Source organism: Promicromonospora xylanilytica (assembly GCF_054782895.1).
The window spans coordinates 95916-120449 of the sequence record NZ_BAAGRP010000007.1; the positions used below are offsets into that span (position 1 = coordinate 95916).

Annotated in this window: 20 protein-coding genes and 1 pseudogene; 11 read left to right on the forward strand and 10 right to left on the reverse strand. The window is 71.9% G+C overall.

Annotation, left to right across the window (positions count from 1 at the left end; all coding sequences use genetic code 11):
- Positions 1-5 precede the first annotated feature (5 nt).
- Positions 6-632 carry a hypothetical protein gene (locus ACYVK7_RS08250; protein ID WP_460887211.1) on the reverse strand — a complete coding sequence of 209 codons (627 nt, stop codon included), beginning with the start codon at positions 630-632 and terminating at the stop codon, positions 6-8.
- On the reverse strand, positions 611-6871 hold the full coding sequence (locus ACYVK7_RS08255; RefSeq protein ID WP_460887212.1) for a polymorphic toxin-type HINT domain-containing protein: 6261 nt from the start codon (positions 6869-6871) through the stop codon (positions 611-613). The genes ACYVK7_RS08250 and ACYVK7_RS08255 overlap by 22 nt, the downstream gene beginning before the upstream one ends.
- Positions 6872-7109: 238 nt before the next feature.
- Between ACYVK7_RS08255 and ACYVK7_RS08260 the strand changes: the two genes are divergently transcribed.
- Positions 7110-7994 (forward strand): SDR family NAD(P)-dependent oxidoreductase, encoded by an 885-nt coding sequence (locus ACYVK7_RS08260; RefSeq protein ID WP_460887213.1) that lies wholly within the window; start codon positions 7110-7112, stop codon positions 7992-7994.
- Between the two features lie 6 nt (positions 7995-8000).
- Here ACYVK7_RS08260 and ACYVK7_RS08265 read toward each other — a convergent pair whose 3' ends face one another.
- Entirely contained in the window at positions 8001-8606 is a 606-nt protein-coding gene (locus tag ACYVK7_RS08265) for a TetR/AcrR family transcriptional regulator (RefSeq protein WP_460887214.1), read from the reverse strand.
- A 111-nt stretch (positions 8607-8717) separates the two neighbouring features.
- On the opposite strand from ACYVK7_RS08265, the gene ACYVK7_RS08270 reads away from it, so the two are divergent.
- Positions 8718-9608 carry an SDR family oxidoreductase gene (locus ACYVK7_RS08270; protein WP_460887215.1) on the forward strand — a complete coding sequence of 297 codons (891 nt, stop codon included), beginning with the start codon at positions 8718-8720 and terminating at the stop codon, positions 9606-9608.
- Here the strand turns inward: ACYVK7_RS08270 and ACYVK7_RS08275 are convergent.
- Positions 9601-10065, reverse strand: a complete 465-nt coding sequence (locus tag ACYVK7_RS08275) for an ACT domain-containing protein (protein WP_460887216.1) — start codon at positions 10063-10065, stop codon at positions 9601-9603. The genes ACYVK7_RS08270 and ACYVK7_RS08275 overlap by 8 nt on opposite strands.
- An 85-nt stretch (positions 10066-10150) precedes the next feature.
- Between ACYVK7_RS08275 and ACYVK7_RS08280 the strand changes: the two genes are divergently transcribed.
- Positions 10151-10846 carry an ArsR/SmtB family transcription factor gene (locus ACYVK7_RS08280; protein ID WP_460887217.1) on the forward strand — a complete coding sequence of 232 codons (696 nt, stop codon included), beginning with the start codon at positions 10151-10153 and terminating at the stop codon, positions 10844-10846.
- Positions 10847-10894: 48 nt separating this feature from the next.
- Here the strand turns inward: ACYVK7_RS08280 and ACYVK7_RS08285 are convergent, their stop codons facing one another.
- Positions 10895-11350 (reverse strand): winged helix-turn-helix transcriptional regulator, encoded by a 456-nt coding sequence (locus ACYVK7_RS08285; RefSeq protein WP_460887218.1) that lies wholly within the window; start codon positions 11348-11350, stop codon positions 10895-10897.
- A 108-nt stretch (positions 11351-11458) separates the two neighbouring features.
- On the opposite strand from ACYVK7_RS08285, the gene ACYVK7_RS08290 reads away from it, so the two are divergent.
- Positions 11459-12307 (forward strand): SDR family oxidoreductase, encoded by an 849-nt coding sequence (locus tag ACYVK7_RS08290; protein ID WP_460887219.1) that lies wholly within the window; start codon positions 11459-11461, stop codon positions 12305-12307.
- A gap of 166 nt (positions 12308-12473) precedes the next feature.
- Positions 12474-13487 (forward strand): zinc-dependent alcohol dehydrogenase family protein, encoded by a 1014-nt coding sequence (locus ACYVK7_RS08295; protein WP_460887220.1) that lies wholly within the window; start codon positions 12474-12476, stop codon positions 13485-13487.
- A gap of 22 nt (positions 13488-13509) precedes the next feature.
- Here the strand turns inward: ACYVK7_RS08295 and ACYVK7_RS08300 are convergent, their stop codons facing one another.
- Complete coding sequence (locus ACYVK7_RS08300; RefSeq protein ID WP_460887221.1) at positions 13510-14442, reverse strand: NADP-dependent oxidoreductase; 933 nt, start codon at positions 14440-14442, stop codon at positions 13510-13512.
- Between the two features lie 49 nt (positions 14443-14491).
- Here ACYVK7_RS08300 and ACYVK7_RS08305 point away from each other — a divergent pair, with 49 nt between their 5' ends.
- The 4 genes from ACYVK7_RS08305 (at position 14492) to ACYVK7_RS08320 (ending at position 18264) form a co-directional block, all read left to right on the forward strand.
- Entirely contained in the window at positions 14492-15163 is a 672-nt protein-coding gene (locus ACYVK7_RS08305) for a TetR/AcrR family transcriptional regulator (RefSeq protein WP_460887222.1), read from the forward strand.
- Between the two features lie 40 nt (positions 15164-15203).
- Positions 15204-16076: an alpha/beta fold hydrolase gene (locus ACYVK7_RS08310; RefSeq protein ID WP_460887223.1), complete on the forward strand. Its 873-nt coding sequence runs from the start codon at positions 15204-15206 to the stop codon at positions 16074-16076.
- Positions 16073-16546, forward strand: coding sequence for a GbsR/MarR family transcriptional regulator (locus ACYVK7_RS08315; RefSeq protein WP_460887224.1), 474 nt, complete (start codon positions 16073-16075; stop codon positions 16544-16546). The genes ACYVK7_RS08310 and ACYVK7_RS08315 overlap by 4 nt, the downstream gene beginning before the upstream one ends.
- A 140-nt stretch (positions 16547-16686) precedes the next feature.
- Positions 16687-18264 (forward strand): hypothetical protein, encoded by a 1578-nt coding sequence (locus ACYVK7_RS08320; RefSeq protein WP_460887225.1) that lies wholly within the window; start codon positions 16687-16689, stop codon positions 18262-18264.
- Between the two features lie 52 nt (positions 18265-18316).
- On the opposite strand, the pseudogene ACYVK7_RS08325 reads toward ACYVK7_RS08320, so the two are convergent.
- From ACYVK7_RS08325 to ACYVK7_RS08335, 3 genes and pseudogenes are all read right to left on the reverse strand, one after another.
- Positions 18317-19818 (reverse strand): annotated as a pseudogene (locus ACYVK7_RS08325) (PepSY-associated TM helix domain-containing protein).
- Between the two features lie 123 nt (positions 19819-19941).
- The gene (locus ACYVK7_RS08330; protein ID WP_460887226.1) at positions 19942-20571 is read right to left on the reverse strand and encodes a hypothetical protein; all 630 of its coding nucleotides are present in this window, start codon (positions 20569-20571) and stop codon (positions 19942-19944) included.
- Between the two features lie 126 nt (positions 20572-20697).
- Positions 20698-21384, reverse strand: a complete 687-nt coding sequence (locus ACYVK7_RS08335) for a FadR/GntR family transcriptional regulator (RefSeq protein WP_460887227.1) — start codon at positions 21382-21384, stop codon at positions 20698-20700.
- 126 nt (positions 21385-21510) lie between these two features.
- Here ACYVK7_RS08335 and ACYVK7_RS08340 point away from each other — a divergent pair, with 126 nt between their 5' ends.
- Positions 21511-22119, forward strand: a complete 609-nt coding sequence (locus tag ACYVK7_RS08340; RefSeq protein WP_460887906.1) for a gluconokinase — start codon at positions 21511-21513, stop codon at positions 22117-22119.
- Positions 22119-23546, forward strand: coding sequence for a GntT/GntP/DsdX family permease (locus tag ACYVK7_RS08345; protein ID WP_460887228.1), 1428 nt, complete (start codon positions 22119-22121; stop codon positions 23544-23546). Before ACYVK7_RS08340 ends, ACYVK7_RS08345 begins: the two co-directional genes overlap by 1 nt.
- An 11-nt stretch (positions 23547-23557) precedes the next feature.
- On the opposite strand, the gene ACYVK7_RS08350 is transcribed toward ACYVK7_RS08345, so the two are convergent.
- Complete coding sequence (locus tag ACYVK7_RS08350; protein ID WP_460887229.1) at positions 23558-24484, reverse strand: aminoglycoside phosphotransferase family protein; 927 nt, start codon at positions 24482-24484, stop codon at positions 23558-23560.
- Positions 24485-24534 lie beyond the last annotated feature (50 nt).

Consider the following 24534-nt stretch of genomic DNA (forward strand, 5'->3'; position numbering starts at 1 on the left):
CGGGTTCAGGTACGACCGCCGTGCAGGCGTGCTCCGGCCTTTTCGATTGCACGTCTAATTTTCGGGTCCACGATCGACCCGTCTGAAGCAAGTGGATCCAGAATCTCCGACGCCTCGACCGCACGGCCACGCTCAAGGAAAGCCACTGCCACGTCGAGCCGTTGTGGCGGCGCGAGCAGGTAGTTGCGATAATTCTCGAGCAGCAGGTCAACCGAAGAGAACTCACGGAAGAATAATTCTCCCGAACGTTCCAGGTCATCAAACAATTGCTCAATCACCTGGTCGACATGGTCCGCGCCCGAAACCATCCATCGACTCGCCCCTGCGTGATCTTCTTCGCGCCTCACCAGGTGTATGAGGTCGATTCCGACCGTTGCCGTACTCGCCCGACTGTCCCCCGTCAAGCGACCCACTGCTTCACTTATCATCGGAAAGCGAATCCCGATCTTCGGAAGAACGATGGGTCTTTTAGACTGCCGAAGAACGTCCGCGACAACTCGGCGACGGGATTCACCGGCCACCTTCTCGTAGATCACGACGTCTTCCATCGCGACCATCATCCACCCGCGCAGCTTGAATTCCTCGTTCAGCCTCCGGGCCCACGCCTGTTCTAGCAACTTGGGCATGTCCACAACGAAATCTCCAGATCCAGCTTGATCTTCGAACCGTGAGGGAAGCCGATTCCGGCGAGCTTGTCCGTCCGGACCTCGACACCACCCGACAGTTGCGGATACCCAACGGCCTGGTTGGGAGTAAGCCCCCCGCCGTTCGTCTTGACTTCGATCGCCTTCAGCACTCCGTGCGGATCGCGTGCAACGAAATCCGCCCGGAACCTCGTGCCATCCGGGGCGAGAAGGGTAACCTCACTCGCAATATCGGTATAGCCATCGTTCACCAGCCGGTCCAGCTCGGCGGCCTCCCCCAGGTCACCATGTGAATTGCCGGTCACCGGGCACGCATCGTTGTGGACGAGAACCGCGCCGGCATCCTCGGCTGCGGCGACGTAGTAGCTGTGGTCACGGTTCACGGTGACGTTGTGGACCACTGCGTGCTTACGCTCGACCTCGATGTCCGCGACCTGTTCCCAAGTACCAGCACTCGTCTTGAGCCAGTCACCAGACTTCAGATCAATGGCGTCGACCCACGTGCGCTTCTCGGGGTTCCAGAAGGGGTGCTCGTCGGTCGCGACGATCTTCTGCTTGTCGCCGTCGTCGTCCTGGATCGTCACGGTGACCAGGGTCTTCTCGCCGCTGCCGGTGATGTGCGCAGTGACCAGTCGTCCGCCCGAGCGGCGGCCCGTCTCCTCGTCCCCGGCCAGCACCTCATCGCCAGGATCAAGTTCCTCGATCGGCTTGCGATCACCGTTGGCCAGCAGAACCAGGGTGCCAGGCAGGAAACTGTTGCAGCCCTTCCTGGAGGTCGACGTCGTCATGTCCCCGCCGCCGCCCGAGTCGCCCTTACCGGTCGTGTCGGCCTTCTTCTTGGCCGCGTCCGCGCGCGCCTTCGCCTTTGCCTCGGCCGCCAGCCGTTTGATCTTCGCGTCCGCCGCGGCCTTCGCCTTCGCCGCCTTGGCGGCAGCTTCTCGCGCGGCCTTCGCAGCCGCGGCCTTGGCCGCCTCCGCCGCCTGTTTCGCCTTCTTGGCGCCGGACAGGATCTTCTTGGCCCACTTGAGCTCGCTGGAGAAGGTCATCACGGCCTTGCCGGCCTTGTAGATGGCCTCGCCGATCTTCGCCGCCTTGAAGATCTTGCCCCACGGCAGGGCGCCGACCACGAGCATCACGCACGCGCCGAGGTCGCCGTCGAGGCAGTCCATGAGGTCGGTGATCCCCAGGAACTCCATGAGGATCTGCCCGCCGGCCTCCAGGATCACGTCCAGCATCGACTTCGACTGGAGCTGCTGCGCCTGGGCGATCTCCTCGGCGCTCGGGCCCTCGACCTCGCTGCCGGGGTCGTTGGGGTTGGAGGTGGTGCTCCCGCCCGTCGGCCCCTCGAGCTCGCGTTCGCCCGTCGGGTCCGTGTAGACGAGGGGGTTGCCGCCCGCGAACACGTACGGCGACGAGCCCATCGGCTGCGCACCCGCCGGATCCACCGACGAGAACCGCCCCGTGCCCGGGTCGTAGTTCCGGGCCCGCATGGCGTAGTTGCCCTCGCCGGTGGTCGAGTCCTGGTACGCACCCTGGAACTGCATCGGGTTCTTGATGTCGGCGGCCGGTTCGGCCTCCGCGGACGAAGCGTCCGGCGAGGGATCAGCCCCACCGACCGCGGCCTCGCCGTCGGCCGCACCACCGCCGGCCTTCTCGGCAACGGCCCCCGCGAGCGTCTCCCCCTGCCGCGGGTTGCCGAACGGGTCGTAGTCGTAGCCCTCCTCGACCTGCCCGTCCGCCGACAGCATGTTCGCCACGCCGCCCAGCCAGTCGTGGGTGTACGCGTGCGCCCCGCCCTGCGCCTCGAGCAGCGCCAGCGGCTCGTCCGTCGGCCCGTACGCGAACGCCTGCCGGCTCAGCACCGCCCCGCTCGCTCCCGTCACCGTGTCGACGGCGATGTTCTCCAGCGACCCGTTCGTGTCCCAGGCCCAGTGCCGCGTCTTGGCACCGGCGCCGATCCCCGAGATAGCGTCGAGGCGCATGCGCGTCGCGTCGTACGTGTACCGGGTCGAGACACCGTCGACGTTCGCCTCGGCCAGCGTGTTGTCGAGGTTGTACTCGAGCCGGTCGTCGCCCGCGCGCGTCTGGTTGCCCAGCAGGTCGTACTCGTAGTCCTTGCGGTCGACCCCCTTCTTGCCGATCACGATCTCCCGGACGAGCTGGCTCGCGTCGTCGTACGAGTAGCGCGTCACGTCGTGCCCCGCCGAGCCGGACCGCTTCTGCTCGGTCCGGTTGCCCAGCAGGTCGTACTCGTACGAGATCCGGCCGGCGTCCTTGCTGTGCCGGTCGCACTCCTGCGCCGCGTAGCAGGCCGTGGTCACCCGGTTGGCGTCGTCGTACGCGTAGGCGACCGCCTCCGTGACGCCACCGCGCGTCGTGCGCACCTGGGTCGGGTTGCCCACCGGGTCGAGCGTGAGGTCGAACGCCGAGACCGGGTCCTGTACCCCGTCGACCGGCTCGCCGGTGCGTTCTGTGCCGATGAACGTGAGCCGGCCCGCGTCGTCGTACTTCCGCTGCTCCGTGAGGCCCGTCGACGGCGGCAGGGTGGTCGCCGTCCGGCGCCCGGCGACGTCGTACGCGTACTCCCACGTCGCGGTGCTGCCGCCCGTGGAACCGCCGGAGGCCGTCGTGGAGGCGAGCCGCGAGCCGTCGTCGTAGGTCGAGGTGATCTGGGTTCCGTCCGGATACGTCCGCGCGGTGATGTTCCCGCGCTGGTCGTACCCGTAGGTGAAGGTCTCGGTGGGCTGGCCCGGCTCCTCGCGGACCACCTTGGTGATCTGGTCCTCGTCGTCGTACGTCACCGTGCGCACGCCCAGCGGGTCGCCGTACGACGTCGTCCGGTCCTTCGCGTCGTAGCCGTAGGTGTACTCCGGCCCCGTGGAACCGACCTGCTGGCTCGTCAGGCGGCTGCGCAGGTCGTACTCCGAGGTGATCGTTCGCTCGGCACGCTCGGCGTCGGACAGGTCGTCCAGGTCCTCGTGCCGGTCGGTCGTGATGCTCCAGAGCGGGTTCGACTCGGCGTCGTACCCGACGTGCGCGGTGCGGCCCAGCGGGTCCGTGGTGGTCGCGGGCCGGCCGGCGTCGTCGTACGTGATCCGCGAGCGCCCGCCCTGCGGGTCGCGGACGCCGACCACGCGGCCGTCGTCGTCGTAGGTGAGCACCGTCGCGAAGGCCTTGCTGAAGATCGGCAGCGTCGGCGCGTCCGGCTGCCGCACGTGGCTGATCTGGTCGTCGTCGCGGTAGGCGTAGTAGGTGGTCCCGCCGCGTGCGTCGGTCAGCTCGGTGGGCCGGCTGTTCGCGTCGTAGGTGGTCGTCGTCGTGTTGCCGAGCGGGTCGATCTCCTTGGTCCGGTTGCCCGCCAGGTCGTACTCGAAGCGCGTGGTGAAGCGGTCCTTGTCGGCGCCCTCCACGTTGCCGCGCGGTTCCGTCACCGAGGCGAGCAGGCCGTCGTCGGTGTACGCGTAGGTGGTGATCCCGCCCGTCGGCGAGATCTCCTTGATCTTGTTGCCCGCCGCGTCGTACTCGGTGCGGGTCGTCTTGTTCCCCGCGTCCGTGCGCTCGGTCTGCCGCCCGTTCTTGTCGTACCCCATCGTGGTGGTACGGCCCTTGGTGTCCGTGACCGAGTCGACCTGGCCGGTGTTGCTGCGCTCGAAGCTGGAGGTCTTGTTCAGCTCGTTGATCGCCGCCGTCGTGCGGTCCAGGGCGTCGACCTTGATGTCCCGGGTGGTGAACCCGCCGCCCGGGTAGGGCATGCGCATCCGGATCGGGTTGTCGTTCGCGTCGTAGAAGTACTCGGTGGTGAAGTCGGCCTTGTTCGCGCCCGGCACGTTGCCGCGCGGCGACGTCACGGTCTTGACGAGGCCCTTCGCGTCGTACGTGTACGACGTCGTCAGGTCGTCGCCCTTCATCCGCACGCTCTCGGACGCGCGGCGTCCGGCGTCCGTGTAGGCGAACGTCATCACGCGGCCGCCACCCTCGACCCGCGACTGGAGGCCGTTGTCCAGGTAGGTCGTCCTGGTGACGGCGTCCTCGGGCGTGATCTGGTGGGTGAGCCGGCCGACGTCGTCGTAGACGGTGCGCCAGTCGTGGTGCTTGCCCGGCTCCTCGACGCGCACCACGCGGTCCTGCTCGTCGTAGTGCGTCTTCGTCGTGTAGTGCCTGCGCTCGCGCGGGTCCGCGGTACCTCGTGGGTCCGTGGCCGCGACCTGGCGGCCCGTGCGGTCGTAGGCGTACTCGCTGCGGCGACCCTCCGGGGAGACGACGGCGGCCAGCAGCCCCGCGTTCTCCTCGCCGTCCGGCAGGTACTCGTAGGTGGTGACCTTGTCCCGCTGGTCCGTCGTCGAGATCAGCAGGCCCCGGTCGTCATACGCGTGCGTGATGTCGTTGCCCTCGGCGTCGACGCTGCGCACCAGCTCGTTGAACTCGTTGTAGGTGTTCTTCCAGACGTTCCCGTTCGCGTCCGTGTACTCGATCGGGTTGTTCCGGTCGTCGTACTTCGTCTTCTCGTCGAAGCCCTGCGGTGCCTGCGCCCGGGTCGGGTTGCCCCGCTCGTCGAAGTTGACCACGTGCTGGTACTGGTTCCCGTTGACCACGAGGTTGCGGTCGAGGCGCTTGTTGTACCGGTGGTTGTCCGCGTCGCCGGTGCTGCGCTGGCTGTAGATCAGCACGTTGCCGTGGTACCCGTCGTAGACCGTGACGTCGTCCTCGTCGGTGCTGCGTGCCTCCTGCTTGTCGGCGTCCCAGCCGAAGGTCATCTCGGCATCCACGCCGTCGCGCTGCGCGATCACGCGGCCGCCCGGACCGTAGTCGTTGGACACCGCCACGACCTCGTGCGGGTCGACCACCTGAGCCAGCCGGCCCTCGGCGTCGTACCGGTACCGCCACTCGTTGCCGCGCGCGTCCTCCACCTCGGTGAGCAGGCCGTCGGTGTACTCGAAGCGCACCTGGCGGCGGTCCGGGAGGACCATCCGGGTGATCAGCCCGTCCTCGAGCACGGCGACGGCGGTGCGCCCGGAGGCGTCGGTGATCTCGATGGCGTCGTGGCCGTGCCACTGCGCTCCGTACGCGAGGCGCACGCCGTCGTCGCGCGGGCTGAGGACCGCCGCGAGCCGCCCCGCCGCCCCGAACTCGTACGTGACCTGCTGCGGTGTGACCAGCTCCCACCCGTCGCCGGCCCGGTGCAGCTCGGACCGCACGCCCGGCGGGCGGGTGTACCCGTCGCCGTCAGGGGTGTAGAGCGCCTCAGCGCCGTCCTCGGCACGCACGATGACGCCGTCGTCCGTCTCCGTGACGCGCATGTCGTACGACCACGCCCAGCCGATGCCGAGCGGCCCCTGGCGGTTGTTCGCCGACGAGTACGTGCGCGCGCTCGCGAACGGGATGCCGAAGGACGCCATCTGCAGGTCCCGCTCCACGCGCACGAACGCGCCGGTCCCCGTGTTGACGCCCACGCCGCGCTGCGCCTGGCCGACGGCGGTCGGTGCCAGCGCGTTCTCGCACCCGCAGCCGGCGGCCTGGTCGTCGGGGATGTCGGGCGGCAGGATCGTGGCGCGCGGCCGGGAGTCGCCGGACGGTTCCGAGACCACCTCGTCGCCGCCCGGCAGCACCGCGGCGACGGTGACGAAGTAGTCCTTGCCGTTGTCCAGCTCCCAGCCGTCGTCGCGCCCGAAGGACCGGCAGAAGTCCGCGGCACCGCACGCCCGCGGGGCCTCCAGCTCCTCCCGGCTCAGGCGTACCGACTCCTGCTCCGTCTGGTCGTCGCCCTCGTACAGCCGCACGACGGCGTGCGTCCAGTCCGGGTCGACGTCACCCTCGGAGAAGTACAGGACCAGCGACGTGTCGCCCAGCAGGAAGCCCGGTCGCAGGTCGACGTCGGCGAAGCCGGCGGCGGCGGCGGCCGCGGCGGCCCGCGGGGTCGGGGCGGTGAGCGTGCGCCACTCCCGAGCGGTGACCTCGACGGGTTCGCCGCCGGACGGGACGGCCGCCGGCACCACGGGTGGGCGTTCGTCCTCCGGCAACGCGGTGGAGCGGCGCACCCCCTCGGGCATCGGCCGGTCGGTCGGCCCCTGGCCCGCGGTCGCCTGCGGCACGTCCGGAGCCGCCTGGGCGGTCTCCTGCGGTGCGACGGCGATCAGCAGCGATGCCCCGAAGCCGGTGGCGACCGCCGCCGCGAGCCAGCGCCGGTCCAGCCGGGTGATCACAAGATGGTGCGCACGTGCTTCGGACATCGCCAACCCCCGCGTTGGTGTGTTTCCTGAGCAGTTACCCGGTATCGAGTGTGATCAGCCTGTACGGAGCCGACAACCGATTAAGTACGCATTTCTGATCCGTGTGCATTGAGTTGCTATGAAATGCGCAGGTCAGGGCAATCGCGAGGGGACGAAAAATTCATTGCGGGCCGATGCCCGGAAGTGCTGCGGGCAGCGATCCCCCGCTGGATCACCCGCTGCGTGCATGCTGTGAAACATGAACAGCGACTCCCCCGTCCCCACGGGGCCTGCGTCCACCCCCGGGACCACGCCGAGGACCATCGTCATCACCGGCGCCAGCGACGGGATCGGCGCGGCCGGAGCACGCCTGCTCGCCCGGGCCGGCCACCATGTCGCGGTCGTCGGACGCTCCCCCGAGAAGACCGCCCGGGTCGCTGCCGAGCTGGGCGGGGACCACTTCGTCGCCGACTTCACCCGGCTGGCGGACGTGCGACGCCTGGCGGCCGAGCTGGACGACGCCTACCCGCGCATCGACGTGCTGGCCAACAACGCGGGCGGCATCCTCGGCGACCGCACCAAGTCCGTCGACGGCCACGAGCGGACCCTTCAGGTCAACCACCTCGCACCGTTCCTGCTGACCAGCCTCCTGCTCGACAAGCTCCTGGTGAGCCGCGCGACGGTGATCCAGACCTCGAGCGCCGGCGCACGCCTCTTCGGCCACCTCGACCTGGACGACCTCGACCACGACCGCGACTTCACGCCCCACCTCGCGTACGGCACGGCCAAGCTCGAGAACATCCTGTTCACCACCGAGCTGCACCGTCGCTTCCACGAGCAGGGCCTGGCGTCGGCGGCCTTTCACCCGGGCGTGGTGGCGACGAGCTTCGGCGCCGAGAGCACGAGCTTCCTCCGGCCGCTCTACCAGAGCAGGATCGGCAAGATGTTCCTGGCCACGCCGGAGAAGGGCGCCGCCCAGCTGGTCCGGTTCGCCCGGACGGAGCCCGGCGTCGACTGGCAGTCGGGCGCGTACTACGAGGGCGGCCGCGTCGCGTGGCGCGTCAACCCCCAGGCGCGTGACGCCGACCTCGCCCGCCGACTGTGGGACCGCTCGGCGGAGCTCGTCGGGGTCACGGCACGCTGAGCCGCGCTACGCCGTGAACCCCGCGCTCGCGCGCTCGACGGCGTCCCGGATGGCGGGCGCCCGCTCCCCGGGCCGTTCGACGGCGACCGCCGCCGCGGCGGCAGCACCCATGCAGGCCCCGAGGTGCGCGGACAGCGACGGCCAGGCGTCGGGGTCCGGGAACCGCTCACGGAGTGCGGCGCCCAGGTCCGACTGCGCCCGCTGCAACCGCACCACGAGCGAGCCCGGAAGGCCGCGCGAGCCGGCCATGAGCTGCGCCCGGAGATCGGCGAGCTCGTCCGTCCCGGCGCGCGGGTCCTCGAAGAGGTCGACGAGCACGCCCATCACCGCGCGGACGCCCTGCGCGGCGTCGGCCCGCGCGGGCAGGTCGGCGACCACCCGGCCCGCGCGGCCGACATGGTCCTCCAGGTAGTGGAAGAGCACGTCCTCCTTGGACGGGAAGTGCAGGAAGAACGTGCGGCGCGCGATGCCTGCCCCCGCGGCGATGTCGTCGATGGACGTGCCGGTGACGCCCCGCTCGAGGAACAGCCGGGTCGCCGCCCGGACGACGGCACTCCGCGTCTCGGCGCGCTTGCGCTCCCGGATTCCGGCCTGCTCGACCTGCTTGCTCATCGCTCCAGCATAGCGCATCTGATGCACTAGTGTATTCTTGCACTAGTGCATCTTAGCCGGTGCGCGCCAGGCCAGCGCCTCGCCGAACCTGCGCCTCACGAAGGAGTACCCATGCCCGAGCACACCGGCCGGACCTACGTCGTGACCGGCGCCGACTCCGGGATCGGCGCGGCCCTCGCCACCCGCCTCGTGGCGGGCGGCGCGCACGTCGTCCGGTGCGGCATCGGGGCAGACGTCGAGGTCCGCGCCGACCTCACCACGGCCGAGGGACGCGCCGTGGCCGTCGAGAGCATCCGTCGCCATGCCCCGGCAGGCATCGACGGCGCAGCGCTCGTCGCGGGCAGCCCGGAGGGCGAGGTCGCCGTCGCGCTCAACTACTTCGGCACCACGGCACTGCTCACGGCGCTGCGTGACGACCTGGCCGTCGGCCCTCACCCACGGGCCGTCGTGGTGAGCTCGGCGTCCTCGCTCTCGGCCGGCGACACCGATCTGGTCGACGCCTGCCTGGCCGACGACGAGGCGCTCGCCCGTACGGCCGCCGACCGTCTGACGAGTCGCGGGCGCGGCGCGGCAATCTACCGGTCGACCAAGATCGCCCTGAACCGGTGGCTGCGACGCACCGCCGTGCGCGACGAGTGGGCGGGGGCCGGCATCCTGCTCAATGCTGTCGCACCCGGCATCGTCGAGACCGAGACCGCCCGCCGCACCATGCTTTCCGACACCGCGACCGTGCGGGTGCTCCAGGACGCCTTGCCGCAGCCGCTAGGGATGCCCGGCCCGGTCGAACCGGTCGCCGCGGCGATCGCCTGGCTGCTCTCCCCGGACGCGGGGTTCGTCACGGGCCAGGTGCTCTTCGTAGACGGTGGCGCCGAGGCGAGCCTCCGCGGCGAGACTCCGTTCGCGACCGGCGTCCGTTACGGCCCGGTGCGGATGGCGCGCATGATCGGCTGGTCCCTGATCGGCCGGCTGCGCGCGCGCCGGTCTGCGCACCGCGTCAGCTGAGCCGACGGCTCCCCCAGCTCGCCACGACCTCCCGGCAGGCCGCGACGTCCTCGTCGGCGACCAGCAGCACCAGGTTGCCGCTGTGGTCGCTGTACTGGACCAGCACGTTCACTCCTGCGTCGCCCAGCCGTCGCATGAGAACGCCGAGCTGCCCCGGCGCCTCCTGGTCCAGCCTCGCGAGCTCGACGGTGCGCACCACGCAGGGCCCGAGCCCTGCCGCGGTGACGGCCCGGTGGGCGCGGGCGCCGTCGTGCACGAGGTAGTGCGCCACCGCCCGGCCGTCGTGGGTGAAGACGCCGCCGCCCTCCAGGCTCACGCCTGCCTCCCCCAGGGCCTGGCCCAGGTCGGCGAGCGCTCCCGGACGGTCGGGGAGGTGGATCTCGAGGTCCTGCATCGCGTGCTGGCCGGTCGCTCGTGTCGCCGCTCGTGTCGTGGCAGGGCTCGTCGCTCGTCTCATGTCGGGACCGTAGGCCGGGGACGCTTCGGTGGACGCCGAGATGTCCCCGCCGTACGGTCGGCCGCATGAGCAGGGACTCGGCCGCGTGAGCAGGGACAGGGACTTCACCGCCGTGGGGCGGGCACTGTCCACCCCGGCCCGCTCGACGTTCCTGAACCTCCTCATGGACGGCACCCGGCGCCCGGCGGGCGAGCTGGCGCAGGCGGCCGGGGTGAGCGCCTCCACCGCGTCGGAACACCTCGCCGTGCTCCTGGACGCCGGTCTGGTGACCTGCCGGACCCACGGACGGCATCGCTACTACTCCCTGGCGGACGGGGAGGTCGCCGCCGCCCTGGAGTCCCTGGGCATGCTCGCCGACGCCACGCCCGTCTCCGGCTACCGGCACAGCCGGCGGGCCGAGTACCTGGCCGCCGCGCGGTTCTGCTACGACCACCTCGCCGGGCGGCTCGGCACGGGGCTGACGGACGCCTGCGTCCGTTCCGGCTGGCTCGCCGGCCCCGACGAGCTCACCCTGACCGACACCGGCGCCGCGGGCCTGCGCGAGATCGGGGTGGACGTCGACGGCGCCGTCGCCGCCCGGCGCGCCACGACGCGGGCGTGCCTCGACTGGACCGAGCGCCGGCCGCACCTGGCCGGAGCGCTGGGCTCGGCGGTCGGGTCCCGGTTCCTCTCCGCCGGGTGGGTCACCCGGCACCGGCCCGGGCGCGGGCTGGACGTCACGCCTGCGGGGCACGAGCTCCTGCGGGCGACATGGGGAGTCGACCTGGCCGACGCCGAGTGACGATGCGCCTGGGCGCGCTGCCGACGCCGGGCTCAGCGGTCGCCGGGCTCAGCGGTCGGCGCCGCCAGCGCCAGTGCCGTCGGCAGCGGCACCTTCCTGCGCCGGCGCCCAGGCGCCCTCGGCCGCCGTCTCCTCCAGGAGGTCGGCGAGCGCCCGCAGCCGCTGCGCCACCCGTTCGCCGAGCGGCGTCAGCGAGTACTCGACGCGCGGCGGGATGGTGGTGACGACGTCGCGCGTGACCATGCCGTCGCGTTCGAGGGCCTGCAGGGTCTGGGACAGCATCTTCTCGCTGACCCCTTCGACGCGGCGGCGCAGCGCGTTGAAGCGGTAGCCGCCCTCGCCGAGCGCGAGCAGGGCGAGCGACGCCCACTTGGACGTGACCACCTCGAACGCCGCCCGGGAGGTGCAGCCGCGCGCGAAGACGTCGGTCACCAGCTCCTGCGGGGGGCCTGCGGCAGGGCCGTCCTCCGCGGGGCCGTCGGGTTCCAGGTCGGTGATGCTCACGGCACCAGGGTACCGCTACGCCCTCGGAATGTGGTGTACTTTCGATTGGTTAGTGCTAACTGCTCGCAACCACTTCAGTAGTTTCCACTTTGAGCAATGGAGAGTGTCATGACCGTCTACGCCGTCACCGGAGCCACGGGCCGCCTCGGCCGCCTCGTCGTCGAGGACCTCCTGTCCCGCGGTGTCCCCGCGGCCGACCTGGTCGCCGTGGTCCGCACGCCCGCCAAGGCCGCCGACCTCGCCGAGCGCGGGGTACAGGTCCGCGAGGGCGACTACTCGCGCCCCGAGACCCTGCCCGCGGCCCTGGCCGGCGTGCAGCGCCTGCTGCTGATCTCCGGGAGTGAGCCCGGCGGGCGCGTGGCACAGCACGCCGCGGTGATCGACGCCGCGAAGGCGGCCGGCGTGGAGCGCATCACCTACACCAGCATCCTCAAGGCTGACGACACCACCAACCCGCTCGCCGGCGAGCACCAGGCCACGGAGCAAGCGCTGCGCGCGTCCGGCATCCCGGTCACCCTGCTGCGCAACGGCTGGTACACCGAGAACTACACCGACCAGCTGGAGCAGTACCTGCAGCGGGGCGAGGTGGTGGGCGCCACCGGCGACGGCAAGGTCTCGGCCGCCCCGCGGGCCGACTTCGCGGCAGCGGCGGCGGCGGCCCTCCTCGCCGAGTCCGACGGCGACGTGGTCCACGAGCTGGGCGGGCAGTCGTTCACGTTCGAGGAGCTCGCCGCGACGATCAGCGACGTCACGGGCACTCCGGTGGCCTACCGGGACCTCTCGGTCGAGGACTACCAGGCCGAGCTGCAGCAGGCCGGCCTGGACGAGGGCACCGCCGGGTTCGTGGCCGGCATCGACGCCTCGATCGCCGCGGGCGACCTGGAGACCACCAGCGACGACCTGGCCAAGCTCCTGGGCCGCCCGACCACCCCACTGAGGAACGTCCTGCGCCCCTGACCGCAGCCCCAGACAGCAGCCCCTGACCGCAGCCCCTGACCACCAGCTGTGGTCGGCAGTTCGTCAGGTGGTCGGTAGCCCGGGCTACCGACCACCTGACGAACTGCCGACCACACGCACCCGCACCCGTGCCCAGCCCTGTACCCGGAGCGTGTTGAATGGGCGCATGCGAGGAGCGATCATTCATGGCCCCGGGGACGTCCGCTTCGAGGAGCGGCCCGATCCCGTCATCGTGGAGCCCACCGACGCCGTCATCCGTACCGTCGCGTCCTGCGTGTGCGGCTCGGACCTGTGGCGCTACCGGGGTGTCTCACGGGTCAAGCGGCCCACGCCGATCGGGCACGAGTACGTCGGCGTCGTCGAGCAGGTCGGTGACGCGGTCACCACGGTCGCGCCGGGCGACTTCGTCGTCGGCGGGTTCCTGCACAGCGACAACACCTGCGCGGTGTGCCGCAAGGGCATGCAGGCGAACTGCCTGCACGGGGGCGGGTTCGACGGCTGCCAGGCCGAGAAGATCCGCATCCCGAACGCCGACGGCACGCTGCTCGCGACGCCCGGCGAGCCGGACGCCGACCTGATCCCGAGCCTGCTGAGCCTGTCCGACGTGTTGTGCACCGGATGGCACGCGGCGGTCTCGGCCGGCGTGGGGCCGGGGTCGAGCGTCGTGGTGGTGGGTGACGGCGCCGTCGGGCTGAGTGGCGTGCTGGCAGCCGCCCAGCTCGGCGCCGCCACGATCATCGCCATGAGCCGGCACGAGTCGCGGCAGGTCGTGGCCAAGGAGTTCGGCGCCACCCACATCGTCGCCGAGCGCGGTGCGGCGGGCCTGGCACAGGTCCACGAGCTCACGGAGGGCATCGGTGCCGACGCGGTGCTGGAGTGCGTCGGCACCGAGGAAGCCCGGGCGCAGTCGGTGGAGCTGGTCCGCCCCGGCGGCCTGATCGGGCTGGTCGGCGTGCCGCACGGCGACCTCCCCACCGACACGCTGTTCTGGGGCAACAAGGGCCTCCGCGGCGGTGTGGCCCCCGTGCGCGCCTACCTCCCGCACCTGCTGGACCTCGTGTGGAAGCGCGAGATCGACCCGGGCAAGGTCTTCGACCTCACGCTCCCGCTGTCCGAGGTGGCCGACGCCTACCGCGCGATGGACGAGCGGCGCGCGATCAAGGTGCTGCTGACACCCTGACCGGCCCGTCGCGGGATGACCGTCAGAGCGTCAGCACGATCTTCCCCCGCGCGCGCCGGCTCTCGCTGAGCTCGTGCGCCGCGGCGGCGTCCCGCAGCGGGAAGGCCGCGGCGACCGGAACGGTGAACCGGCCCTCCCGGGCGAGCGCCGCAGCCACGGCGAGCCCGTGCCGCCCGTCCTGCTCGGCCGCGCCGGGGCCGCCGGAGCTCGACAGCTCGACGCCGTGCTCGTGGGCGCGCAGGTCGGCGACCGTCACCACCGATGCCGCGCCGCCCGCGATGGCCACCAGGTCAGGCAGCGATCCGGAGCCGGCGCAGTCGAGCACGGCGTCGACGCCGTCGGGCACCAGCGCCGCGACCCGGCCGGCCAGGCCGTCGCCGTAGGTGGTCGGTATGGCGCCGAGGCCGGCGAGGAACTCGTGGTTGGCCTCGCGGGCGGTACCGACGACGGTGGCGCCACGCGCGACGGCGAGCTGGACCGCGACGGTGCCGACGCCGCCCGCCGCGCCCTCGATCAGCAGCGTCGTGCCCGCGCCGACGCCGAGCCGGTCGAGGGTCCTGGTGGCGGTCTCGACGTTCGCGGCCGCGCCGCCCGCCTGCTCCCAGGTGAGCTCGTCGGGCTTGGGCGCCCAGGCCGCCAGCACGGCGAATTCAGCGGCGGCACCGCCGAGGCCCGCGACGTCGACCAGCCCGAGGACCGCGTCACCCGGCTGGACCCCGGTCACCCCCTCGCCGACCTCGTCGACGATGCCCGCGGCGTCGACGCCGGGCGTGTGGGGCAGCGGGACGGGCATCATGTCGCTGAGCATGCCGGAGCGCAGGTACCAGTCGGCGGGCGTGACGCCGACCGCCCGGACGGCGATGCGGATCTGGCCGGGACCGGCATGGGGTTCCGCGACCTCGGCAAGGTGGAGGACGTCGGCGGGTCCGTACTCGGAGAACTGGAGTGCGATCATGGTCGGGACGCTAGTGGAACAGCCCGTCCGTTTCGGCGAAGTGAGAGCGATGACGACCCCGTTGACTCAAGTACCGCCCCCCGAGCTGCCGGAACCGGCCCGGCCGCCGCACACCCTGCGCTCCGACGCCCGGGACAACCGCGACCGCATCCTCGAGGTGGCCCGCAGCACGTTCGCCGAGGAAGGCATCGGCGTATCGATGCGCGAGGTCGCCCGGCGCGCCGGCGTCGGCCCCGCCACGCTCTACCGGCGCTTCCCGACCAAGGAGGCGCTGGTCACCGAGGCGTTCGGCGAACAGATGGTGCGCTGCACCGCTATCGTCGCCGACGGCCTCGAGGACCCCGACGCCTGGCGCGGGCTCCGCACGGTGATCGAGCAGGTGTGCGTCATGCACGCCCTCGACCGCGGCTTCACCGCCGCGTTCATCACCGCGTTCCCGCAGGCCGTCGACTTCGCCCAGGAGCGCACGCGGGTCCTGCGTGCGCTGGCGGACCTGGTCCAGCGCGCCAAGGACACGGGCGACCTGCGCCGCGACTTCGTGCTGGACGACCTGATCATGCTGATCATGGCCAACTCGGGCATCCGCGCCACGTCCCGCGAGGCCGCCGCGGCGGCCTCGCGCCGGTTCGCGGCACTGGTCATCCAGTCGATCAGCGCGCGTCCGGCCGTCGGCCCGCTGCCGCCGGCCGTCCGGCTGCCGCTGATGGCCGCCATGCGCTGACCGGACGGTGTCATCCAGCACTGTGCACTATATTCAGAGAATGGTGAATCTGACCGAGACCCTCCCCCGGCCCGGAGCGACGATCCGGTTCACCGACTTCGGTGGACCGGGCCGCCCCGTGGTGCTCAGCCACGGCGCGGGCGTCGACCACACGATGTTCGAGCCCCAGCTCCCGGCGCTGCGCGACGCCGGCTACCGCGTGATCGTCTGGGACCTGCGCGGGCACGGCGTCTCCCCGCTGCACCCCGGGACCCGGTTCACCGCCGACGACGCGCTCGACGACCTGGCAGCCCTGTTCGACCGGCTCGGGCTGGTCGAGCAGGAGGCCGACGCCCTCGGGACCGGCCCGCGGCCCAACGGGCCGCTGCTCGTCGGGCACTCGCTCGGCGGCAACCTCGCGCAGGAGTTCGCCCGGAGGGCTCCGGAGCGGGCCGGCGGCCTCGTCGTCCTCGACTCGGCCTGGAACGCCGGACCCCTCGGCCGCCTCGAGCGGCTGGCGCTCCACCTCGCGGCACCGCTGCTGTCGACCGTCCCGGCGTCCCGCCTACCCGGGCTGATGGCCCGCGCGTCGGCCGTGCGCCCCACCGCCGTCGCCCGGACCGAGGAACTGTTCGCGCAACTGCCGAAGGAGCGGTTCCTCGACGTCTGGCGGGCCACGGTGAGCCTGGTCGACCCACAACCGGGCTACCGCACGCCCGTGCCGCTCGGCCTGGTGCGGGGCGCGGAGGACCGCACCGGCAACATCGCGACCGCCATGCCACGGTGGGCCGCGGCGGAGGGTATCGCCGAGCACGTCGTCGCGGAGGCGGGACACATGGTCACGCTCGACGCTCCGGACGCCCTGAACGGCACCCTCCTGAAGCTCCTGGGGACGATGGGCACCAGGACCGGCGAGAGCCCGGCGGCACCATGACCGAGGAGCACGCCGACCAGCCCGGTCAGGAGCGCGAGCAGTTCGTCAACGCCATGGGCGACATCCTCGCGTCCTGGAACCTGTCCCGCGCGACCGGGCGCACCTACGGCTACCTGCTGACCCGGGCGACACCGGCGTCGTCCGACGAGATCCGCGCCGAGCTGAGGCTCAGCGCGGGCGCGGTGAGTACCGCCATGCGGGAACTGGTCTCCTGGGGCCTGGCCCGGACCATCCCGCAGGCCGGCAGCCGCCGGCTCCTCATCGAGGCAGCCGGTGGCTTCGAGCAGCTGCTCGCGGCCAGCCAGGAACGTTCCCGTGCGTTCATCCGCACCCTGCGCTCGGGCCGGAACCTGACGGAGGACGCCCGGGCCGCGGACCGTCTGGACGCCGTGACGGACCTGTTCGAGGCCTACGTCGACGCCGGGGAGCGCATGCTCCGCGACCGGCACTCGGCACCGCGCGACGACTAGGCACGGCGCCCTCTCGCTGCTACGGTACCGAGGACATCAGACATCTGACGTCAGGTGCCCTGGTCGACGGAGACCTGGGTGCGCAGACCTGGTCGACGGAGACCTGGGCGACGATGCCCGCACGAGAGAGAGGAACTCGCATGCCCGAGCCGACCCCTTCCTTTGCCCCGAGCCGACGTGGATTCATCTCCGGGGCGCTCACGGCGGCCGCCGCCTCCCCGCTCCCGGTAGCAGCCCGGCCGATGGCGCTGCCGGACCCGAGCAAGCAGCGCAAGTTCTACGCGTTCGACTCCGGCTTCTGGAACGGCCACATCCACACCAACGCGAGCGTGCAGATGGGGACCTTCGTGAAGGACTCCCGCGGGCCGCTCTTCCGCGAGGGCATCTTCGAGGACCCCTACCTCCCGTGGGAGCCGCGCTACGACAACGGCTATCCGAACGTCCTGTGGGACCCGGAGGCCAAGCTGTTCCGTGCGTACTACACCCTGCTGGTCAAGGACCCCGCCTCGCTCGACACACCGCCGGCACGACGCGCCAAGGAGCCCTACGTGATCGCCGGCCGAGAGGCCGGGCTGGCGTACGCCGAGTCGACGGACGGCATCGTCTGGACCAAACCGCACCTCGGCGTCGTCGAGTTCGACGGCAGCACGGACAACAACCTCCTGTACCGCAAGGTCCAGGGCACGTCCGTCCTCCGCGACCCCGCCGACCCGGACCCCGCACGGCGCTACAAGCTGCTGACCCTGCGGGAGGAGGGCGGAGCCCAGCTCTGCGTCGCGTTCTCAGCCGACGGCGTCCACTTCGGCGACCTCATCCCCTGGCCCGCCGCAAGCAAGAGCCCGGTGCCGGGCGGCGACTGCCACAACCAGACCTTCGTCGACCCGAGGACCGGCGAGTACGTCCTGATCACCCGGCTGTGGGACAACAACATCAGAGTCTCGGCGGTGTCGCGGTCGACCGACTTCCTGAACTGGTCGGTTCCGGAGGAGATCCACCGGGGCAACGGGTTCGAGGACCAGATCTACTCGATGCCGGTGTTCGAGCAGCACGGTGTCTACCTCGGGCTCGCCTCCGTCTATCACGACGGGGACTCCGCGCTCGACGACTACGAGAACGTCGACCTCGAGCTGCACTGGTCCTCCAACCTCAGCGAGTTCAACCGGGTCTCGCCCGAGAACAGCGTGCTCATCCCGCACGGCAAGGAGAACGGCGGCTACCCCCACGGCGACTTCGACAGCAACGTGATCTTCTCCGCCGTGCCCCTGGAGATCGACGACCGCCTCTGGTTCTACTACATGGGCGGCAAGGGGCAGCACACCGGATGGCGAGAGACCGCCCTGGGCCGCGGGTACGTCGAGAAGGACAAGCTCGCCTGCTACGGCGCGCGCACGGCGGCCAAGGAGTCGGTGCTGACGACGCAGGGCCTCAACTTCTCCGGCCGCACCGTCCAGATCCTCGCCGACGTCGAACCCGGCGGATGGATCCGGTGCGAGCTGCGGAACACCGGCGGAACCGTGACGCAGAAGGGCTTCGAGCTGGAGAAGAGCGTCGTCACGCCGGCCGGAGGGGGCTGGTTCGACGTGGCGTGGAACGGCGCCGACGTGACGTCGCTCAACCCCGACGGGTTCTTCGCGATGCGGATCGTCATGAAGAACACCAAGCTGTGGGCGGTCCAGGGAGACCTGTACCCGCGCCCGCTGAAGTACACCAAGCACTGACCGGACCCCGGCTCGCCGCACCGGTGCGGCGAGCCGGCGCCCGGCCCGGGCGTCAGGGTGTGCGTGCGGTGCGGCTGCGGACGAGTCCGACGAGGACGTCGAGCACGACGAACCCGGCGAGCGTCCAGCCGACCATCGGCAGCCACCAGCCGACGGCGACCGCCGCCGCGAGCACCGCGGCGATCCCCCACCACGGCGCTCCGCGCAGCACGCCACGCCGCGGCGGGGCCCCACCCAGGGCACGCGGCTCGTTCGTCGGGCGGCGCTTCCACCACATGAGGTAGCCGAGCACGACCATCGTCGCGATGCCGCTCGCGAGGAAGAACAGCACGAGCTGGTTGGGCAGGCCGAACTGCGAGCCCATGTGGAGGTCGATCCCCCAGCGGGCGAGCTTCGCCGCCAGGGGGAACTCGGCGAAGTCCACGCGGTGGAGAACCTGCATCGTCTCAGGGTCGACCGCCACCGCGTCGACCTCGGTCGGGTAGCTGCGCTGGATCTCCTGCACCACCCAGCCGGTACCGGGCTCGGCCGGGGGTGTGATCTCGACCAGGCCCGTGTTGACGTTCACCGCCTGCGCCGTGGCGAGGACGGCGTCGAGCAGAGCGGGATCGGCCGCTGCCGCGGCGTCCCCGGCGCCCCCGGCGCCCGCCGCACCGTGGCCCGCGTGCTCACCCCCGTGCTCGGCGTGCTCCCCGCCGGCTGCCGCCGGCCCCTGCTCCGCGCCGCCGCCCGGCAGCCGCGCGTCGACGCCGGGGGTGCTCCAGTCGAACGTGGCCCGCAGGGTGTCCACGTTGCTGCCGCCGTACTGCGACCAGGTGATGCCCGTCGCCGAGAGGAACAGTGCCCCCAGCAGGACCCAGATACCGACCGACGTGTGCCAGGTGAACAGACGCCGGTATCCGGTGCGCCCGCGGCCCGGCCGCACGAAGTCCTTCTTGGTGCGGGACTTGCGGATGCGCAGGATCCAGAGCCCGAGACCCGCGAGCGCCACGATGCCGAGCCACGACGCGGCGAGCTCGCTGTACAGCCGTCCGGCGTCCCCGAGGTGGAGGTTGCGGTGCAGCTGGTCGAGCCAGGCGCGCAGCGGCAGGGCACCGCTGGTGCCGTAGACGGTGAGGTCGCCCCGGACCTCACCGGTGCCCGGGTCCACGAACACGGCGCGGGACTCGCTCTCGCCGAGCGCCTCGTCGGCGAACATGATGCGGGTGGTGTCCCCGGTTCGGGGGCCGGACGAACGGCCGACGGCATCGCCGCGCCGTCGCCGATGTGGTCCTGGGCGATCGCGGTCTGCTCGGCCAGGGTGAGCCGGGTGTCCGTGACGGGGGCGTGCAGCTCGTGCCGGTAGACGCCCTGCTCGATCGTGGGCGTCAGTGCGTACAGAGCACCGCTCACCGCGGCGACGAGGATGAACGGGCCGACGAGGAGGCCCGCGTAGAAGTGCAGCCGGAGCAGCAGCGCGCCGAACCAGCGGGGCCGGCCGTGGGGGCGGTCGTTCCCCGGCGGGCGGGGACGTTCTTGGTCGGTCTCGGGCGTGACGGAGACGGTAGTGGTCATGAGGGGTCGCTTTCAGGTCCTGAGGGCAGCATCGACGGCCCCTCGCCCGGGCGCGTCCAGGCAGGACGGCGGGCACGGCGAGGCCGCTCGGTACCCGTGAGTGGGCTCGATGCTCGGAAGAAGTCAGATCGCGGGCACGGCCGGCGGTCCGCGCCGCCGCGACTCCGAGACCTCAGGACGAGCGGGGAAGGAACCGGTGAACCAGTCGGGCGCCGTCAGCCGGACGACGGGGAACGGCGCGGCGGCGTCAGCGGGGACCGCGAGGTGGCCGCGCAGCCAGCCAGCGAGGTCGGCGGCCAGCTCACGCAGGCGGGACAGCACCCGTTCACCGCCGTACAGGGCGGCGACGGTCACCGCCGCGCCGACCCCGTGCCAGCACCACATCGTCACATCGGCGCTGATCAGCCCAAAGGGCGAGCCTCCGGACGACGGCGGGAGCTGCTCGTGCATCCCGTGTCCCGGAGCACCCGTGTGTCCCGGAACTGCCTGGGCTGCCGGAGCGCCCAGCACGAACAGCGTGTGGAACAGGACCTGGCTCAGCACGACGGACGTGGTGATGCGCCACAGCGACAGCCGTCGGGCCGCGAGCACCGTGCACAGCGTCAGTGACAGCGCCCATGGCACGACTATCCCGAGCCAGCCGGGCATCGCGCCGCCACCCAGGAGGTGCGACAGCAGGGCGGTCGCTGTCGCAGCCGACGCCACGAGAGGGCCCCGCGCGTCGCGGAGCCGTCGGGGCGAGGTCGGGTGCACGCCGACATTCTGGTGCACGCGAGGCATACCTGCCCAGGACCCACAACGATTAAGGGACTGGGACTGGGGCTGCGGTTCGCGTGCCCGGACCGTCACCTGCGGCTCGGCACCTGCCGTGGCAGGCCGTCAGCCGAGCGCCCCACGCACCTCGCGGACGATCCGTGCCATCGCGTCCTCCGCGGCCGCGCCGTCTCCCTGCGCCACGGCGAGCGCCACCGCCTCGTGGGCATCCAGGGCCTCGGGCTCGGGGTGTGCGGGCATCAGGCCGAGGTGGGTGCGTCCGGAGATGACGACGGAGACGACGTCGGCGAGCGCGCTGAAGAGCTCGTTGCCGCTGGAACGCATGAGGAGCTCGTGCATCCGGATGTCGAGGTCGAGGAACTCCTCGCCGTCGCCCCGCCCGGCCTCGCCGAGCTCGCGCAGCCGCCGTGCGGTGGCCACCAGCTCGTCGCGGACGGCGGCCGAGGCGCCTCGGGCGGCGCACGCGGCGGCGCGGGGCTCGACGGCCTGGCGCAGCTCGGTCAGGGAGCGCAGCTGCGAGGCACGCCCTGGACCGTCGAGCCGCCAGCCGATGACCCGGGGGTCGAGCACGTTCCAGGCCTCGTGGGGCAGCACGACGATGCCCACGCGAGGGCCGGAACGGACCAGGCCGAGCCCTTCGAGCATCCGCATCGCCTCGCGGGCGACCGTGCGGGACACCTCGAACTCGGCGCCGATCCCGTCCAGCGTGAGCACCGCCCCCGCGGGCAGCTCGCCTCCGGTGATGCGGCGGCCCAGGATTTCGAGGACTGGGCTGTGCAGCACTGGGGGCATCGTCCAAGAATAGGGCGGACCTGGTCCTTGCCTGCGCGGGCACCCATTGGTGATATGAATCACGCATTAATGGTGTCACCAATGGGTGAGGATGGGGGGATGGACACAGACGTCACCGAGACAGCGATGTTCTCGACCCAGACCACCGACGGGACGCCCGACGGCCAGGACCGCAGGCCCAGGGCGATCGTCGTCATGGGCGTAGCCGGTTCGGGCAAGACGACCGTCGCCGCCCTCCTGGCCGGCCGGCTCGGCGCGTCGTTCGCGGAGGGAGACGACTTCCACTCCCCCGCCAACGTCGCCAAGATGGCCGCCGGCCACCCCCTGGACGACGACGACCGCTGGCCGTGGCTGCGCGGGATCCGGGACTGGTTCGCGGCGGAGCTCGCCGCGGGGCGCAGCGCGGTGGTGCCGTGCAGCGCTCTGCGCCGCAGCTATCGCGACCTGCTGGAGACCGCGGGCGACGTGCGGTTCGTGCACCTCACCGGCTCCTACGACCTGCTGCGCGAACGCATCCAGGGCCGGGCCGGGCACTTCATGAAGCCCGAGATGCTCGACAGCCAGCTCGCCGCACTCGAGCCCCTCCAGGACGACGAGCCCGGGTTCGCGGTCGACATCGGCCCCCGGCCCGACCAGATCGTCGACGAGGCGCTGCGCCTCCTGGGCGAGCCCGCCACCACCACCCCCGCCATCACCCCCGCCACCACCCCCGCCGCAGAGCCCGAGGCCCGCTGATGTTCCGTTCCGACCTGATCACCCAGGGTGCCGCGCTCGCCCTCCCCCACGCCGGCGACGCCGCTCCGGCGGCCTCGACCCCGCAGCTCGTCGTCGCGGCGGTGGCAGGCATCGCCACCATCATCGTGCTCATCGTGTGGCTCAAGATGCACCCGTTCCTGGCCCTCGTGCTCGGGTCCGGCGTGCTCGCGGTGGCGGCGGGAATCGGCCTGACCGACACGTTCACCAGCTTCTCGGCGGGGCTCGGGTCCACCGTCGCGGGCGTCGGCGTGCTCATCGCGCTCGGCGCGATCATCGGCAAGCTGCTCATCGACTCGGGCGGCGCCGACCGCATCGTCGACACGATCCTCGACCGGACCCCGGCTGCGCGGCTGCCCTGGGCCATGGCCCTGATCGCGTTCGTGGTCGGCATCCCCCTGTTCTTCGAGGTGGGGGTGGTGCTGCTCATCCCGGTCGTGATGATCGTGGCACGCCGCCTGCGCGCCAACCCCGTCCTGGTCGGCATCCCGGCGCTCGCCGGGCTCTCCGCGCTGCACGGGCTCGTACCCCCGCACCCCGGACCGCTGCTCGCCATCGAGGCCCTCGGCGCCGACCTGGGCCTCACGCTCGGGCTCGGCCTGCTCGTCGCCGTCCCGACCGTGATCGTCGCCGGACCGCTGCTGGCCATCCCGCTCACGCGCTGGGTACGGCTCGACCCGCCCACCAGCGTCCTGGGCGTCCCCGGCGACGGCACCTCGTCGAACGCCACGGCCGGGCTGCGCAAGCCCACGTTCGGCATGTCGGTCCTGGTCGTGCTCCTGCCCGTGCTGCTCATGCTGGCGCGGTCCGTCGTCGAGATCGCCGGCGCCACCGAGACGGGCTACGGGACCGTGCTGGAGTTCCTCGGCGAGCCTCTCGTCGCGCTGCTCCTGACCGCGCTGTTCGCGCTGGTCGCCTTCGGCACAGCCGTCGGACGCACCCGTCAGCAGCTCGGCGACCTGGTGGGGTCGTCGTTCGCACCGATCGCGGGAATCCTGCTCATCGTCGGCGCCGGTGGCGGGTTCAAGCAGACGCTCGTGGACTCCGGCGTCGGTGAGGTGATCGCCTCCGGCATCGCGGAGGCCGGGATCACCCCGCTCCTGGCCGGCTGGCTCGTCGCCGCGCTGATCCGCATCGCCACCGGTTCCGCCACCGTCGCGACCATCACGGCGGCCGGCATCATGGCGCCCCTCGCGACCGGGCTCGAGCCCACCCACGCGGCGCTGCTCGTGCTCGCCATCGGCGCGGGCTCCGTGTTCCTCTCCCACGTCAACGACGCCGGATTCTGGCTCGTCAAGGAGTACTTCGGTATGACCGTGGGCCAGACGTTCAAGACCTGGACCCTCATGGAGTCGGTGCTGTCGGTCGTCGCGCTCCTGGTGGTCCTACTCCTCGGGGCGGTCGTCTAGGTAGCCGGCCGTCAGCCCGCCGGCGCCAGGAGGCGGCGCATCGCCGAGTGCGCCGGCGGGCCCCACGACTGCTTGCCGCCCGTACGGCCCGCGGTGCCGGCCTCGCCGATCAGGATGCCGCTCAGCGCGGTCAGCAGCGCCCAGCCACGGGCGCGGCGGAGCATGGCGGCGTCCGGGCCGTCCGCGTCGCCGGGCCGGTACGCGGCGTGGAACCGCTCCGCGGCGCCGTCGGGCAGCAGCGCCCAGACGGCGGCCAGGTCGGTGGCCGGGTCGCCCGCGCACAGGTCGCCGAAGTCGATCACACCGCAGAACGTGCCGTCGGCGGTCAGGATGTTGGCCGCGTGCAGGTCGCCGTGAAGCCACAGCGGCGGGCCGGCCCAGTCCGGTGCGGCCACCGCGTCGTCCCAGGCGGCGCGCACCGCGGCCGGGTCGGCCACCAGCCCCAGCTCGACGGCGGCGGCCAGCCGCTCGGTGAACTCCCCGGCGCGCTCACGGAGCGGCCCACCACGGCTCCGGCCGGCCGGTGCGCCGTCCGGCGCGGGCCGGTGGAGGGCCGACAGGAACGCGGCGAGCGCGTCGGCAGCCTCGGCACCCCGCGTCGCGGGAGCGTGGTCCGCCGGGGTGCCCGGCACCCAGGTGGTCACGATCCAGGAGCGCGGGAACAGCTCGGCCGGCTCGCCCAGCCGCTGCGGCACCGGGACGGGCAGCGGGAGCCGCTGCGCCAGACCGGGCACCCACGCGTGCTCCTTGCGCAGCAGCACGTCGGCCGACTCGGTGGCCCACGGCAGCCGTACGGCGAGATCGTCGCCCAGCCGCCAGAGCTGGTTGTCCCAGCCCTTCGCGCCCAGGCGCACCGGGCGGTCCGCCAGGTCCGGATGCTGCTCGCGCAGCAGGTCCCGGACCAGGTCCGCGGTGATGGTGACGTTGCCGTGGCTCATACGAAGCAACGGTACGTTCGATCTCGGACCGCGGAGACCGGACGGCGGCC

What these genes read in the sequence shown, in the direction of transcription:
- ACYVK7_RS08255 (WP_460887212.1), bottom strand. Translation starts at nt 6,871, where the DNA reads ATGTCCGAAGCACGTGCGCACCATCTTGTGATCACCCGGCTGGACCGG.
- ACYVK7_RS08260 (WP_460887213.1), top strand. Translation starts at nt 7,110, where the DNA reads ATGAACAGCGACTCCCCCGTCCCCACGGGGCCTGCGTCCACCCCCGGG.
- ACYVK7_RS08265 (WP_460887214.1), bottom strand. Translation starts at nt 8,606, where the DNA reads ATGAGCAAGCAGGTCGAGCAGGCCGGAATCCGGGAGCGCAAGCGCGCC.
- ACYVK7_RS08270 (WP_460887215.1), top strand. Translation starts at nt 8,718, where the DNA reads ATGCCCGAGCACACCGGCCGGACCTACGTCGTGACCGGCGCCGACTCC.
- ACYVK7_RS08275 (WP_460887216.1), bottom strand. Translation starts at nt 10,065, where the DNA reads ATGAGACGAGCGACGAGCCCTGCCACGACACGAGCGGCGACACGAGCG.
- ACYVK7_RS08290 (WP_460887219.1), top strand. Translation starts at nt 11,459, where the DNA reads ATGACCGTCTACGCCGTCACCGGAGCCACGGGCCGCCTCGGCCGCCTC.
- ACYVK7_RS08295 (WP_460887220.1), top strand. Translation starts at nt 12,474, where the DNA reads ATGCGAGGAGCGATCATTCATGGCCCCGGGGACGTCCGCTTCGAGGAG.
- ACYVK7_RS08300 (WP_460887221.1), bottom strand. Translation starts at nt 14,442, where the DNA reads ATGATCGCACTCCAGTTCTCCGAGTACGGACCCGCCGACGTCCTCCAC.
- ACYVK7_RS08305 (WP_460887222.1), top strand. Translation starts at nt 14,492, where the DNA reads ATGACGACCCCGTTGACTCAAGTACCGCCCCCCGAGCTGCCGGAACCG.
- ACYVK7_RS08310 (WP_460887223.1), top strand. Translation starts at nt 15,204, where the DNA reads ATGGTGAATCTGACCGAGACCCTCCCCCGGCCCGGAGCGACGATCCGG.
- ACYVK7_RS08315 (WP_460887224.1), top strand. Translation starts at nt 16,073, where the DNA reads ATGACCGAGGAGCACGCCGACCAGCCCGGTCAGGAGCGCGAGCAGTTC.
- ACYVK7_RS08320 (WP_460887225.1), top strand. Translation starts at nt 16,687, where the DNA reads ATGCCCGAGCCGACCCCTTCCTTTGCCCCGAGCCGACGTGGATTCATC.
- ACYVK7_RS08335 (WP_460887227.1), bottom strand. Translation starts at nt 21,384, where the DNA reads ATGCCCCCAGTGCTGCACAGCCCAGTCCTCGAAATCCTGGGCCGCCGC.
- ACYVK7_RS08340 (WP_460887906.1), top strand. Translation starts at nt 21,511, where the DNA reads ATGTTCTCGACCCAGACCACCGACGGGACGCCCGACGGCCAGGACCGC.
- ACYVK7_RS08345 (WP_460887228.1), top strand. Translation starts at nt 22,119, where the DNA reads ATGTTCCGTTCCGACCTGATCACCCAGGGTGCCGCGCTCGCCCTCCCC.
- ACYVK7_RS08350 (WP_460887229.1), bottom strand. Translation starts at nt 24,484, where the DNA reads ATGAGCCACGGCAACGTCACCATCACCGCGGACCTGGTCCGGGACCTG.